Source organism: Lentibacillus salicampi, assembly GCF_004565465.1.
GTDB classification, from domain to species: Bacteria; Bacillota; Bacilli; order Bacillales; family Amphibacillaceae; genus Lentibacillus; species Lentibacillus salicampi.
Genome location: NZ_SRHY01000004.1, coordinates 117,560 through 131,388, shown reverse-complemented (window position 1 = coordinate 131,388; position 13,829 = coordinate 117,560). Strand labels below are relative to the sequence as shown.

The following is a 13,829-nucleotide window of genomic DNA, read 5'->3' as shown; positions in this document are numbered from 1 at the left end:
AATTATAATTATTTGTCAAGCGAAGCATGTTGGGAATAATAATTTTCAATCAAATTTCCAATTTCCTCCATAATTGCTTCCGCTGCCTCTTTCGCTGAAGCTTTTTTCTCACGGTAAGCTTCCATATTCATTGCCTCACCATAAACAACAGTCAGTTTACTTCCTGGTTTATATGGACCGATGACGGCACATGGGATAATCGCCGCCTTAGACCTCAGTGCAAAGAAGCCGGCGCCGGCCAATGGTTTTCCGAGCCGTCCCGTTTTGCTTCGGGTTCCTTCGGGGAATAACCCCAAGGTATTGCCCTGTTCCAATATTTTTAGTCCTTTTCGCAATGCATTCCTGTCGCTCATCCCCCTTTTTACCGGAAACGCATGAATACCCGTCAATAATTTGCCCAAAAAAGGTTTTTCAAACAATTCCCCTTTTGCCATAAAATAAATATCACGGGGTGATGTGATTCCGACTACAGGGGGATCGAAGTTGGAAATATGGTTTGAACAAATAATGACAGGACCATTTTCGGGAACGTTCTCCTTTCCAATAACCCGGATACGAAATAGAGGAAAAAACACGGCTGATACGGCCCCTTTGGCGATTCTATATAGACTCATCAGTATTCCCTCTATCCTGTGTTGCCTTTTTGACCTCGTTAAGAATCGATTCAGCGACTTCATTGATCGATAAATCGGTTGTATCCAGTTCGATTGCATCGTCCGCTTTTACTAATGGAGCAACTTCACGCTTTGAATCAATCTGGTCCCTTTGTTCAATTTCCTGCTTTAATTTCTCAAAGTCTGAGGAAAACCCTTTTTTGACGTTTTCATCATATCTGCGTTTTGCCCGCTCCTCAACGGAGGCTTTTAAAAAGATTTTTACTTCCGCATCAGGCAGAACCTGGGTTCCAATATCCCGGCCATCCATCACGACCCCCCGTTTTTGGGCGAGTTTCTGCTGTCTTTTGACCATTTCCTTGCGAACACTCGAGTGTTTAGCTATATAAGACACTTGATTGGTCACCGTCGAAGAACGAATATCTTCTGTTACATCCGTTCCATCAACGAGAACACGCTGCTGGTCTTTGCCTTGCACAAGTTCTATGGTGGTGTCAGCCAGAAGTGCGGATAGTTTCTGTTCATCAGTCAAAGAAATTTGTTCCCGGAGTGCTTTATATGTCAACGCCCGATACATGGCTCCCGTATCAATATAAATAAATGAAAGCTCCTTAGCGACAATTTTGGAAACAGTGCTTTTCCCGGCTGCCGCAGGACCGTCGATTGCGATCGCTATTTGCTTTGTAACCATTACTTCCTTTCAGTCCTCTCATATGTAGGTGGGAAAAGAAAAACCAAATATGAAGCCTTCCAAGTTTAAGGTATGTAGGCCTATACTTAAAATCATAACATACATCAATAAAAAAGTTCTACTGTTTTTCGAATCCCAGCTAACTCATGATAATTCCTTTCTCCTTGCTTCAAGCTGTTTCTCAAAACAATAGCGAATAATAAACTGCTGATCTTTTTGATTAATCGACAGATACTTCATGGATGCTTTTCTGATACCGTTATCATCAACTATGCGGGTAACTTCAGTTGCAGCATGTACATATTGGTAATGCTCTGATTGCATCCGCAGCACCATCCATAAATCCGTCCGTTCATTTACATTGAGTTCATGGGGCTCAGGCAAAATAATGGACATACCGCCACCGCTGATGTCCGAGGTCACTGTCGTAAACGAATCATTTGTATAATGGACCGCTACGTCAACTGCGGTGTCAATCCGGACGAACGCCCGTCGCTGTATAATCCTGATCGCTTCTTTTTCAGGAGCCTGGACAGCAAGTGAGGGTATGTCCCCTTTAACCATTTTCATCAATTTTGCAGTAAACATATAGACGGCTTGATCGGTACCAATATAAGTCATTTTAAAATGGGTGCCTTTCATAAAAAATGCAGTTTTATTTGTTTCATGGTGAATTGGGAGATCAATCAATAAATAGTGCGCGTTTTTTTCGATAATTTGACTGCGATACTTATGTGTTTCACCTGTCTCAGGGTTCTTTGCCTCTAGAGTAAGTAAGGTGCCGATCTTCATATAAACGCCTCCGCACTGAGTCTTTATACCTATTATTACAAAAAAGCAAAAAAAGGGAAAGACCTAAGCCCTTCCCTGTGAAACGGATGCAAAATTAATTTCAGTACCATCGAGTTTTTCCACTTTTTCTTCTGTACCATCCATTGCATTGATGAAGATCCGATATGTCTCATTATCAAGTACACCAAGAAACTCATATACCAGCACTTCATCGCCGACGTCATTGTCAATAACTGCCATATATTCCTCGTTAATTTGTACATCCGGATTGACTTTTTCTTTTGCTTCTTCAATGGAAAGCTCCGGTTCGGGAATATCCCGTTCCTTATGGTTCATAAAGTAATTCCTCGCCGTCATTCCTAGTAGATCACCATTATCCAGCGCGACTTTCAGCTCAATAGCATCCGAATAGATCCGTACACCATTCTGATTATAAAGAAAAGAGTAAACACCGATATTGTCAAACTGATTACTAGTAAAGACGTCCATATCTTCAAAGTCATATTGTTTAAGGTATCCTTTTGCCTTTTCCAGCCCCTCATTCAGACTAATCTTTTGTTCCTGAACTTCGCGATTAACCAACAGTGTAAGGGGATGTCCTCCCTGCTTTGTTAGATCAAGGTAACCATGTTTATTTCCGTTTTGATAGGAAATACTGTATACCGGTACATCAGCACCTTTGCCACTGTCTGTCACAGTCAGGTTATCTGTATTTTTAACCTGGAGTAACTCCTGACCTCGTTTCGTTGCTTTTTCTTTATTAATCTTTTCACCGTTCAGATTCCGATATTCGTGTTCTTCAGCAGAGGTTCCTGTTAATGCGGAGTCTACATTACTTTCAGCAAAACCTTCCACTTTTTTCTCGACAGTCTTAAACCCATCAACAATTGTGTTATCTGCCTGTTCATCCTGGGTAGCTAAGGCTAATTGAACATCCATCCATCGCAGATTTTCGTCCAATACGGTATGCTGGACGTTTCGTAATTCGTCTTTCAAATCACCGGATTGTTCATATAAATTTTGCAGTGTCTTTACCTCTTTATCGTTCAGCGGATTTTCCTGTAAATCTCTAACAGCTGTGCGATAGGTAAATTCACCTATATTTGAAAGAAATTCTTCTGTTTTGTTAAATGGCATTAATGTCAGCGGAAGCTGTCCGACATTAGAAGTCGCTTCTGATGTCAGTCTCCAAATTTCTACCATTTGCGGTGAGAGTTGCTCTCTTGAGTTCATTGCCAGTGCTGTGCCAATCTTATCATGCATGAGATCCATGTGATAAGATAGCTCATGAAACGCCCTTTGATAATTATTTTCGGCTTGTATTAATACTGCATTTTTCTCCTGATGCTCCTGATACCCCCAGAAACCAACGCCTGCTATCCCCAGCGTCAGGATACCAATTAAAATCCAACGTCCCATTTGCTTCACTCCTTCCTATTTGGCAAATATATGTTTTCCAATTTTCTTGATTTGCGGTCTCGACCAGATCCAGTCTGATGTGGCGGTATTCGGATTAAAATAATAGATGGCATTCCCCGATGGGTCCCATCCATTAATCGCATCAAGAACAGCTTCCTTGGAAGTCTCACCTGGTGTCAGCCAAATTTGTCCGTCAGCTACTGCAGTGAATGCCCGCGGTTCAAAAATGACACCCGAAACTGAATTTGGGAATGATGGGCTCTCGACCCGGTTTAAAATAACAGCAGCTACTGCAACCATTCCTACATATTGTTCTCCTCGTGCTTCTCCATTAACCGCGTTGGCCATTAATTGAATATCATTTTGCGAATAACCCTGCGGTACATTAACGGCTGTCGGCTCGGCAGCATTGGCATTATCATTGGTTGTGTTATTATTCGCCGTATTTTTATTGTTGTCAGGTTTTGATTCGGACTGTTTCGATTGATCGACGCCGCCATAATGTGTGAATTCCGTTCCCTGGTTAATTTGGCTCATGACAAAATTCCTGTCATATTCACTTGCCGAGGCTAATTTTTCCTTTGTTTCTGCACCGGCAAGACCATCAATTTCCATTCCGAATTCATACTGAAAGTTCCGCAATGCCCAATATGTCCCCCATCCAAACACGCCATCGATATCTCCGTTGTAATACCCAAGATATTGCAATCTTGCCTGCAACTCAATCACATCTTCCCCTGCGGCACCTTGCTGAATGACTTGTTCAGTAAATGCAAACGCTGGCTTCGCGGAATGAGTGGTTTGCAGTCCTATTGCGATAAGGAATATAATGATAAATAGGATCATTTTTTTATAGGTCATATCGTTTCCTCCTGCTAAGCATTGTCATGTTGCACCTATTTTTTTACGAAACTGCCTTTTTATTCATTCGGAATGTCTTTTTAGAAAAATATATCTATCCGCAGACAAATGAAATTTAAGAAAAACGCAGGGCGCCTTGTTCAGCCCCGAAAAGCTTAAGCAGGAATTTATAGTAGCGGGTCTTGCCACGTAAAATGATGGCAGGAGGCAGCGCTGGAGCTGGACATGGCTATTGTTGACAAAGAGCTTCATATAGACAAAAATTTTATACTTTGTTATCTTTTAAAAAATCCTTTATACCATAGGGTACAAAGGATTTCAGGCTTGCATTTTCTTTTTTTGTCTAACATGTTGGTTCGCTGTCTTCATTCGGTGCAGGGCAAGGAACCATAGCCCAATCATGAACGGGGTCAGTAATATCAACCAGTCACTCGTGATCGCATGAAGGATATAATTGTAGGTACCATGCAAGAGGAATGGCACCCATAAAGCAAGTATGATATGCCTGTTTTTATGAGCGTGGCCCATTTTAGCCTTACCAAAATGAAAGCCCATCAACACACCGAATAATGCATGCGATGACACTGGAAATAACGCTCTTGAAAACGCATATTCAATACCATTGGTAAATAAATATAGAACATTTTCAACCGTCGCGAAACCCAGACTGATGGAAACGGCATAAACGATACCATCATAATGCGCATCAAAATCTGTATGGTGAAAAATGATGTACATAAAAACGAACCATTTAAAAAATTCCTCCAGCAGACCCGATAGGAAAAAGGATTCAACAAAGCTGCTCTCGCTTAGATTTTCAGTCGAGAAGCCATATTGAATAAACATGATCGGGAATACAAGCAGGGCGCCGAACAAAAATGTTTTAACCATTAATGACAATGGTTCAGTAAAGCGGTCTTTTAAATAAAAAAAAGCCATTAATGTAAATGCAGGCGCAATACCTGCTGAAAAAAGAGCAAGCATTTTAAAACCTCTTCCAGACTTAATTATAATTATCGCGCCTTAACTGAGCGGATTCTCCTCGCTTCAAGTTCTAAAGGATACTGCAAAGAAAACCATCGGTCCAATGTAAGTCTCGGAGGGCGTCCGCACAGGAAGTTGCGTTCTAAGCATTTGTTCCTTATGAACATTGGGAGAATGAAGTTTCACATTTCCCGGATATAACGGCCAGTAATCAACCCGCCGGAGAACGGTGACTGACTGTCCATATATGCCGATAAGTTTCACTTTATCATATCATGATGCTATGAAAATGAAAATAACGAGCAAGAAAGGTGATTATTTTGAAACGTATACTCATTATTCATACTGGCGGAACGATATCAATGTTGGAAAACAAGCAAACAGGAGAAGTGACGACAACAAATAAGCACCCATTGTCAGGTTTATCATATCAGTTTGAGCATTATGCACATGCTGATGAAATCACGCCGTTTTCAGTTCCATCGCCGCAGATCACACCACAGCACATGCTGCAACTGGCGACTACTATTCAGGAAAAGATGAATGACTATGATGGTTTCGTGATCACACATGGAACGGATACACTGGAAGAAACGGCATATTTCCTTGATCTGATTTTAGAAACCGATAAACCGGTTATCATTACCGGTGCAATGAGGTCGACAAATGAAATTGGCTCTGACGCCCTTTACAACCTCATCAGTTCGTTAAGAACGGCAACAAGTGATGAAGCCTGGGATAAAGGTGTATTAGTCGTCATGAATGATGAAATCCATACGGCACAGAATGTCACGAAAACGTCAACAAGTAACGTAGCTACATTTCAAAGTCCACAATATGGACCAATTGGCATTATTACAAAAGAATCCATCATCTTCCATCATACCATTTTGGCAAGGAACACCCTGCCTGTAAACCAAATTACTCACAATGTTTTTTTGCTAAAGGCATATGCGGGTATGAATGGGGAAATTTTTGACGCTATTCGCCAGTTAAAACCGGAAGGACTGGTATTGGAAGGATTTGGCCAGGGAAATTTGCCAAAACAAGCATTGTCATCTCTGAAACAATTTTTGGATGATCAAATACCTGTTATATTGGTGTCGAGATGTTATCAGGGTATTGTGCAGCCCACATACGGTTATGATGGGGGCGGAAAACAACTAAAAGAAATGGGCGTCATTTTGGCCAACGGATTAACCGGCCCAAAAGCAAGGCTTAAATTACTGATCACCCTGGAAACCACAAAAGATGCAGCAAAGTTAAAGGACCTTTTTGAGAAAAATAATTAAATAAATAGCCAAGCAGATTTTATCGCTTATTACGAAGAAAGGGAAACAGCTCCATCCGGGCTGTTACCCTTTCGATGTAATGGCCCTGGCGATTGTTTCGCCATGGTAACGACCGTTTTCAATGAATATTTCATTGTTATTGTAACCTGCCGCGACGACACCCGCTACATAAATTCCAGGTACGTTTGTTTCCATCGTTTCCGGTTCAAAATATGGACGGCCGCTGTTTTCATCAGTCAGGACCCCCGCCATTTTCATAAATTGAAGGTCAGGCTTATAACCGGTCATGGCAAATACAAAGTCATTAGCGGCTTCCCTGGTTTCGTTTCCAACCGTATAAATAACTTTATCGGCGGTAATTTCTTCGACTCGCGCATTGAACGCCATTTTAACAATTTCTTTACGGACAAGTGAATCAAATTCCGGCAAAATCCAGGGTTTTATACTTTTGGAATACTGTTCCCCACGGTATAGTACAGTAATGTTTGCTCCTGCCTTATGAAGCTCAAGTGTTGCATCAACCGCAGAATTTTTCCCGCCGATCACAACTACATTTTTATTGTAGAATGGGTGAGCCTCTTTAAAATAATGCATGACCTTTGGCAGCTCTTCCCCGGGAATGTTCATCTTATTTGGCTGGTCATAATAACCAGTTGCAATGATGATATTTTCTGCTGAATAGGTTTGTTTTTGCCCATATTTGTTTTGGCTTTCAACCGTTTTAAATTTTTCGTCAGTAGAGGTGATACTGGTAACTTTTTCAAACGTATGTACTCTTAGGTTTTTTCGGCTGCTGACTTCCCTGTAATAAGACAGGGCTTGGTTACGAACCGGTTTTTGCTTTTCGGTTATGAAAGGGACGCCCCCAATCTCAAGCTTATCACTTGAACTGAAAAATGTTTGATGGGTCGGAAAATTGTAAATAGTGTTGACGACATTCTCCTTTTCGATGATTAATGGGTTAATCCCACGCTCCTGAAGATCGATGGCACATGCCATGCCACAAGGTCCGCCGCCCACAATAATTGTATTTTCATTTTGCATCGTACGCACTTCCTTATCATGATGGTTTTACAGATTATTTGCCGGATGAATTTTGTAAATTCTTAACTTACCATTAAAAAACTCCTATCCAACTATACATGATAAGAGTTTTTTCGTCACTTTTTTCGTTTTATGGACTCGGGCAGAATCTGTTCTGGTAATGCTTCTGTATCAGACCCAGCCGCGGAATCTTGCTGCTTCAGCCATCTTTCGAACGCCAACCATATATGCTGCTAATCGCATATCAACACGTCTTGTTTCCGCAGTATCGTAAATATTATTGAAGGATTTTATCATAATTTCATGGAGCTTTTGATCAATTTCCTCTGCAGTCCAGTAGTACCCCTGGTTATTCTGCACCCATTCAAAGTAAGAAACTGTGACTCCTCCGGAAGATGCAAGGACATCGGGAACAAGCAATTTGCCACGTTCTGACAGAATTCGGGTGCCTGCCAGTGTGGTTGGCCCGTTGGCAGCTTCCACAACGATATCTGCTTTGATGTTGTTTGCATTTTCTTCAGTAATCTGATTTTCAACTGCTGCAGGGACAAGAATATCACAATCCAGCTCTAGTAACTCCTTATTGGACAGTGTGTTTTGAAATAGCTTCGTCACTGTTCCAAAGCTGTCTCTTCTGTCCAATAAATAATCAATATCAAGGCCATCAGGATCGTGAAGTGCCCCGTAAGCGTCCGAAATCGCCACGACTTTGGCGCCCGCGTCATACAGAAACTTCGACAGGAAGCTTCCGGCGTTTCCGAAACCCTGGACGACCACTCTTGCGCCCTTCACATCGATACCTCTTTTTTTGGCAGCTTCATTTATGGCTATTGTGACACCTTTTGCAGTCGCAGATTCTCTGCCATGTGACCCTCCAAGAACGATTGGTTTCCCTGTAATGAAACCCGGATTGTTAAATTCATCAATACGGCTGTATTCATCCATCATCCACGCCATAATCTGTGAGTTTGTGAACACATCAGGGGCAGGGATGTCCTTGTTGGGGCCTACTATTTGACTGATTGCCCGTACATACCCCCTGCTGAGTCCTTCCAGTTCACGGAATGACATCTCGCGCGGGTCACAAATGATACCACCCTTGCCGCCGCCATATGGCAAATCGACAATACCAGCTTTTAAACTCATCCAGATGGATAAAGCTTTTACCTCTTTTTCCGTAACGTTAGGATGAAATCTGACCCCGCCTTTTGTAGGTCCGACAGCGTCATTATGTTGTGCGCGGTACCCAGTGAAAATTTTGATTGAATCATCGTCCATCCGGACAGGGATTCTTACTGTCATCATACGCATAGGGTCTTTCATCAATTCGAATACTTCATCAGGGTAACCCAATTTCTCCAATGCATTTTTGACAACAGTCCGTGTTGATGCTAACACATCCGTATTTTCGTTCTTTTCTTTGGTAGAATCTGCTGCATTATCGGCTACCATGAATTTACCTCCTAGATAATCGAAAAATATTTTTATTATAGCTTTACTCAGAGATTAGTATACACCTTCCCACTGAATATGCAATATAATCAGTGGATTTCCTTAACTTAAAAACCACCCATGGAAACGTTTCCATTACCAGGCTTTGTGGTACCCGTTCTTTAACGGCAAAACGTATCGAATAGTTGTATGACAGCAGATGAATCCATAATCACATTGCCGTATTCCTTCAACCTGTAGGATGTGATAATGCTCGGGAAAGAGAATTCTGACATGACCGCAATCACATTCTCCTTGTTACTTTGAGGAAGCTCTGCTTCACGGAACAGCATGTAGTAACGTTTATTCATATGATATATCTGACCACCATTGATACCTAATTTTACCAAACTGGGTGTCACTTGAATAATATCCTCAAAATCATCAAATGCGAACATTAACTCCTTGCTTTCGTCCAATGTTACTTTCATCTCCACAAAATCGTCGTCCCAATCTGAATTCATCCCCTTTTGGGTTACAACGACGTGCATACCCTGTGCTTGCATGATATGAACTTGAACAAGCAGCACACCTTCAAGTTCAAATCCCAATTCGCTGCTTGCTTCATACATCATATCACTGAACAAGTGACGTACGTTTGCGGCATCGTACCATAAATCCTCTTTGGTGAAACCTCGATCTATCAAGTCGTCAAATGTCAAAAATATGGTGAATTGGTTATTGGACATCCGCTCCACGCGCATAAAGCATCCCCCTTCTTGCTTCCATTTACATTTTAAAACCTTCTCGGTATTGTATTCAAAATGCCTGTTTACAATAGCAGTTATTCCTTTACTATACTATATGCGTCTCTTGCCATTGTTGAACATTATAATTATTATTTGTCACTTTACATTGTCTATAAGGTTTTTATATGTTATAACCGAACCATTATTATACAGATGATCAGCCCGTAATGAAAGAATAAAAACACAGCACGTTATTTTTAAACGTCACGACCAAATGAATCGTATGTATTATAAATAATGTTAGAAAGTATAAAAGAAAAACGAATCATTCACTAAAGAACGAGTGAATGCGCGTTTTTCCAGCGTTTTTAGACAAATGATGCGGACGTTCCTACGAGCCGGAAATATTGCCATCTTTGTTCTGCTACATCTGATTGAACGCATCGATAAGCTCTTCTCCCCATAAATTAAACACCACAAGGAGTACAACAATTAAAATGATAATGACGGATATTAATCGTATTGATGCACGGCCAATTTTTAGTTTTGTGCGGTTATGGTGGTGGCTATGCACTTCTTTTCTCGGTGGTAAGTCTAAGATGTCAACTTCGCGCTGAGTCTTTTTGTCTAATTCTTGCGTGTGCGTTTGTTCCTGAACTTTTTGTTCACTACCGTCTTCCACTTCCTCCAGAAGCTTTCGTAACTCTGCCCCCTGATCATGATAATCCTTGGGTTCACTCATAATTACCTGCACCTCATTTCTGAAAGCGAATGATCATCCCTAACACAAAATCCACTGTAAAATGGGCAATAATTGTAACAACTAAATTTTCTGTAAGGACAAAAATATACCCAATGTAAAAACTTACAACCAATACAGAAACCAGCAATACCGGCTTTTTCAAATAACGAATATGCACAAGTGCAAATAACGTGCTTGCAGCTACATACCCGAATGATGCCTGAATGAGTCCCCGAAACAGCAGTTCTTCCGTAATGGCAACAAGCAACGCAATGCCAAAAATTCCTTTGATGGAACGATTCTTAAAAATCCGGTCATTAATACCGCCATCATCATAGTATTTTTTCGGGAAAATGTACATAAGCATTAAATCAAGTACGACAATGACAATGCCGGTCAATACACCATAATAAAAGAAGTCCCTCATGTCTAAACTGAAATAGTCCAACCAGCCTGCTATATTGTCAAACAGCAAAAAACTTAAAAGGATACTTAACAGCAATAGTAACAGTTGCGAAAAAATCAGTTGTTTCGTTAATTCTTTATCTGTCAGTTGTTTAACGATTTCACTTTGTTTCACTGTCATAATCTCCAATGAAAAACAACTTCTTTAGTTTGGTTTCCCATGAATAAATGGTCTTCTCAGCTCGCGTTTGTTCCGGCACCCAGTTTTTAAAAGAGAAACCACAGTTACTGCAGCACGCGTACGTGGGGGACTTATAATTGTTCTGGAACCCTTTATAAAGATGTTCGCGCAAGCACCGCTCTTCATGTATCCAACTCGTTATCTCATCAAGTTTTCTTTGTTTTAAAGCAGCTCTTGCAATCATAAATTGTTTGATTTCCCTGATAGACTGCTCCCAATCCTGTTTTTGAAAAACCAGCTGATTATTCTTAATCATACCATGCTTTTCCATCTGATAGTGCAAAAATCGCCACTGAATTTCAGTTACCTCTAATAGGTCAAGTACTTTATCTGTTGACGGCAGCTGCGGTTCTTTTAAATACAGCTGATACAGCGTTCTAAATAGTTGATCTGCATCGTCCGCCTGTGGCAGTTCATTGGCAATGATCGACTTCGGAAGCGCCTCATCACCAGGCGAATACAGTAACAAACTGACACTTGATTGGCCATCCCGTCCAGCTCTCCCGATTTCCTGCAAATAGGACTCAATCTGTAACGGAAAGTGATAATGCAATACCAGCCGGATATCCTGTTTATTGATGCCCATACCGAATGCACTTGTGCAGCAAATAATATCAAGCTGATCGTTCATGAACTGCTGCTGAATAGCAACCCTGTCTAACTGGTCCATACCCCCATGATAAAAAGCGATCCGATGGGACGGAAGATGTTTGGATAGCACGGCAGCCACTTCCTCCGTTTTTCGTTTACTGGAAAAGTAGATCAGTGTTGGAACGCGGTATCGTTTCAATAAACGAGTGATCGTATCCTGTTTTTGCCTGTCATTCTCCACCTTTTTCACCGTAAACGTTATATTCTCTCGGTCCATTGGATAAATATGACGGACAATATCAGGTCTGTCCAGCGACGCGATTATATCGTGCTGCACTTCTTTGGTAGCTGTTGCACTTAAGGCCATGACAGCCGGATCATGCAACTGCTTTAAGACATCACCAAGCCGCAAATAATCCGGTCTGAATTCATGTCCCCACTGTGAAATACAATGTGCCTCATCAATGACAAGTAAATCAACAGTAATCTGCTTCAGGCGCCCAATAATATCTTTCTGCTGCAAAATTTCCGGCGACAGATAGATCAGTTTGTATTGATCCAATTGCTGTAAAACACGTCTTTTTTCACGGGGATCCATAAAACTGTTCAATGCCTCAACCGCTTTAAACCCGATTGCTTTTAATTGTTTGACCTGATCCTCCATCAATGAAATGAGTGGTGAAACAACAATCGTAAGCCCTTCAGACAAACTTGCGGGCAGCTGGTAGCAGAGTGACTTACCCGATCCGGTCGGGAGAATTGCCAGTACATCATGCCCGTCCATTATATCTTGTATAATTTCTTCCTGGCCCGGGCGGAATGAGGAAATATGAAATTGGCTTTTTAACTGTTCTTCCAGTTTACGTTTTATCAATACACTCACCTTGTCATGATATTTTTTCTACTGCTAAAACGAGTCGTATCTGAAAATAACTGATGGTTTCGCTTACTTTCCATTTGATATCCTTTAGTTTGTAGGATGATGTATCGTTAACAGCAGCAAGGATTTCAGACTGTTTATCCGTTGTTACATATTGTTCAAGCGGGAACTCATCCTCATACAGCGCAATTTCAACCACATGATCATAGATGGTATTCAGCCTTAAATGGCGTCGGGCGGCAATCTCTTCTGCAGAATACTGCTTGTCCAACAGTTCTTTTGTCTTACTCGCCGAATTGGTGATTCCAGAAGCCTGTGGCAGGTCATGAAAGAAACGCGCGAAAATAGGGTATGCTGTTGTATTTCGGGTGATGATAGACAGCATCTGATGAATCATAGCCGTTTTGACTAACGGGATATCAACCCGCTTCAACCCATAGGAATCAGCAATTTGAAAACTGCTCATGCCATAATGATTATAGCCGGACAAACTATCAACAAAAATATTTGCCTCCGTCTCTGAACAACATTGCAGCAACTGATAAAGTTCTTTATATAATTGGCTCCGAAATACCGCCTGATGATGCCGCAATTGATGGTATTGTTTTTTAACCCAGTTCGTTATGATTGGCTTATCGATGACCGGGATAAATTGAAAGTTATTTTCAGCGCTGTTTGTCACTGTCTGAATAAGCAGTAACAGCCGCTCTAGAAAGACAGGTGCTTTCTGATAATAATCCATACCGTTAAAATAGTGAACGATACCATGGTTTGCCTGCCTATGGAGTAAGTGTTGACCCGAATCAGTTAATGCTGCAGTATTGTCATTGTTCAGGACCAGTAAGCTGTCGTCAACCAGTTTATGTATTTGTTCGTCAAAATCCTGTTTTTGCAGCGTCGGGTAGATACCATAAAAATGATTCAATTGATAGATATGTGAATCCTGAACTGTCTGAATTGACCGTTTCCCTTTAAGTAAATGATAGACGGCGGAAATGCTTCGTCCATCGCGAAACCTGGAGCAGCATGAAATCACGATATAATCGAACAACAATGGATAAACTCCTTTACGATAAAGTGAAACTTCAAATTT

Annotated in this window: 14 protein-coding genes; 1 reads left to right on the top strand and 13 read right to left on the bottom strand. The window is 41.2% G+C overall.

Features of this window, described 5'->3' with window-relative positions:
* Positions 1 to 8: 8 nt before the first annotated feature.
* The 6 genes from E4U82_RS05415 to prsW form a co-directional block, all read right to left on the bottom strand.
* A complete protein-coding gene (locus E4U82_RS05415) occupies positions 9 to 614 on the bottom strand; it encodes a lysophospholipid acyltransferase family protein (protein ID WP_135109055.1) in 606 nt (201 codons plus the stop codon).
* Positions 601 to 1,305 (bottom strand): (d)CMP kinase, encoded by a 705-nt coding sequence (gene cmk, locus E4U82_RS05410; protein ID WP_135109054.1) that lies wholly within the window; start codon positions 1,303 to 1,305, stop codon positions 601 to 603. The genes E4U82_RS05415 and cmk overlap by 14 nt, the downstream gene beginning before the upstream one ends.
* Positions 1,306 to 1,449: 144 nt before the next feature.
* Positions 1,450 to 2,097, bottom strand: a complete 648-nt coding sequence (locus E4U82_RS05405) for a flagellar brake protein (protein WP_135109053.1) — start codon at positions 2,095 to 2,097, stop codon at positions 1,450 to 1,452.
* A 63-nt stretch (positions 2,098 to 2,160) separates the two neighbouring features.
* Positions 2,161 to 3,516 (bottom strand): germination protein YpeB, encoded by a 1,356-nt coding sequence (gene ypeB / locus E4U82_RS05400; RefSeq protein WP_135109052.1) that lies wholly within the window; start codon positions 3,514 to 3,516, stop codon positions 2,161 to 2,163.
* Between the two features lie 15 nt (positions 3,517 to 3,531).
* Positions 3,532 to 4,377 (bottom strand): spore cortex-lytic enzyme, encoded by an 846-nt coding sequence (sleB, locus tag E4U82_RS05395; RefSeq protein WP_135109051.1) that lies wholly within the window; start codon positions 4,375 to 4,377, stop codon positions 3,532 to 3,534.
* A 318-nt stretch (positions 4,378 to 4,695) separates the two neighbouring features.
* A complete protein-coding gene (gene prsW, locus E4U82_RS05390) occupies positions 4,696 to 5,361 on the bottom strand; it encodes a glutamic-type intramembrane protease PrsW (protein WP_135109050.1) in 666 nt (221 codons plus the stop codon).
* Between the two features lie 320 nt (positions 5,362 to 5,681).
* On the opposite strand from prsW, the gene E4U82_RS05385 reads away from it, so the two are divergent.
* Positions 5,682 to 6,653, top strand: a complete 972-nt coding sequence (locus E4U82_RS05385) for an asparaginase (RefSeq protein ID WP_135109049.1) — start codon at positions 5,682 to 5,684, stop codon at positions 6,651 to 6,653.
* Positions 6,654 to 6,716: 63 nt separating this feature from the next.
* Here the strand turns inward: E4U82_RS05385 and E4U82_RS05380 are convergent, their stop codons facing one another.
* The 7 genes from E4U82_RS05380 to E4U82_RS05350 all read right to left on the bottom strand — a co-directional run bounded on the left by E4U82_RS05380 (position 6,717) and on the right by E4U82_RS05350 (position 13,790).
* Positions 6,717 to 7,697 (bottom strand): YpdA family putative bacillithiol disulfide reductase, encoded by a 981-nt coding sequence (locus tag E4U82_RS05380; RefSeq protein WP_135109048.1) that lies wholly within the window; start codon positions 7,695 to 7,697, stop codon positions 6,717 to 6,719.
* 171 nt (positions 7,698 to 7,868) lie between these two features.
* A complete protein-coding gene (locus tag E4U82_RS05375; protein WP_135109047.1) occupies positions 7,869 to 9,149 on the bottom strand; it encodes a Glu/Leu/Phe/Val family dehydrogenase in 1,281 nt (426 codons plus the stop codon).
* 161 nt (positions 9,150 to 9,310) lie between these two features.
* Positions 9,311 to 9,892: a genetic competence negative regulator gene (locus tag E4U82_RS05370; RefSeq protein WP_135109046.1), complete on the bottom strand. Its 582-nt coding sequence runs from the start codon at positions 9,890 to 9,892 to the stop codon at positions 9,311 to 9,313.
* Positions 9,893 to 10,301: 409 nt separating this feature from the next.
* On the bottom strand, positions 10,302 to 10,619 hold the full coding sequence (locus E4U82_RS05365; RefSeq protein ID WP_135109045.1) for a hypothetical protein: 318 nt from the start codon (positions 10,617 to 10,619) through the stop codon (positions 10,302 to 10,304).
* 13 nt (positions 10,620 to 10,632) lie between these two features.
* On the bottom strand, positions 10,633 to 11,205 hold the full coding sequence (locus tag E4U82_RS05360) for a CPBP family intramembrane glutamic endopeptidase (RefSeq protein WP_342447719.1): 573 nt from the start codon (positions 11,203 to 11,205) through the stop codon (positions 10,633 to 10,635).
* Complete coding sequence (locus E4U82_RS05355) at positions 11,186 to 12,730, bottom strand: RecQ family ATP-dependent DNA helicase (protein ID WP_135109043.1); 1,545 nt, start codon at positions 12,728 to 12,730, stop codon at positions 11,186 to 11,188. Before E4U82_RS05355 ends, E4U82_RS05360 begins: the two co-directional genes overlap by 20 nt.
* 13 nt (positions 12,731 to 12,743) lie before the next feature.
* Positions 12,744 to 13,790 carry a YpbB family protein gene (locus E4U82_RS05350; protein WP_167751334.1) on the bottom strand — a complete coding sequence of 349 codons (1,047 nt, stop codon included), beginning with the start codon at positions 13,788 to 13,790 and terminating at the stop codon, positions 12,744 to 12,746.
* Positions 13,791 to 13,829 lie beyond the last annotated feature (39 nt).

Coding starts and splice junctions, on each gene's coding strand:
- E4U82_RS05360 (WP_342447719.1), bottom strand. CDS start 11,205: ATGACAGTGAAACAAAGTGAAATCGTTAAACAACTGACAGATAAAGAA.
- E4U82_RS05380 (WP_135109048.1), bottom strand. CDS start 7,697: ATGCAAAATGAAAATACAATTATTGTGGGCGGCGGACCTTGTGGCATG.
- ypeB (WP_135109052.1), bottom strand. CDS start 3,516: ATGGGACGTTGGATTTTAATTGGTATCCTGACGCTGGGGATAGCAGGC.
- E4U82_RS05370 (WP_135109046.1), bottom strand. CDS start 9,892: ATGCGCGTGGAGCGGATGTCCAATAACCAATTCACCATATTTTTGACA.
- cmk (WP_135109054.1), bottom strand. CDS start 1,305: ATGGTTACAAAGCAAATAGCGATCGCAATCGACGGTCCTGCGGCAGCC.
- sleB (WP_135109051.1), bottom strand. CDS start 4,377: ATGACCTATAAAAAAATGATCCTATTTATCATTATATTCCTTATCGCA.
- E4U82_RS05375 (WP_135109047.1), bottom strand. CDS start 9,149: ATGGTAGCCGATAATGCAGCAGATTCTACCAAAGAAAAGAACGAAAAT.
- E4U82_RS05365 (WP_135109045.1), bottom strand. CDS start 10,619: ATGAGTGAACCCAAGGATTATCATGATCAGGGGGCAGAGTTACGAAAG.
- E4U82_RS05405 (WP_135109053.1), bottom strand. CDS start 2,097: ATGAAGATCGGCACCTTACTTACTCTAGAGGCAAAGAACCCTGAGACA.
- prsW (WP_135109050.1), bottom strand. CDS start 5,361: ATGCTTGCTCTTTTTTCAGCAGGTATTGCGCCTGCATTTACATTAATG.
- E4U82_RS05415 (WP_135109055.1), bottom strand. CDS start 614: ATGAGTCTATATAGAATCGCCAAAGGGGCCGTATCAGCCGTGTTTTTT.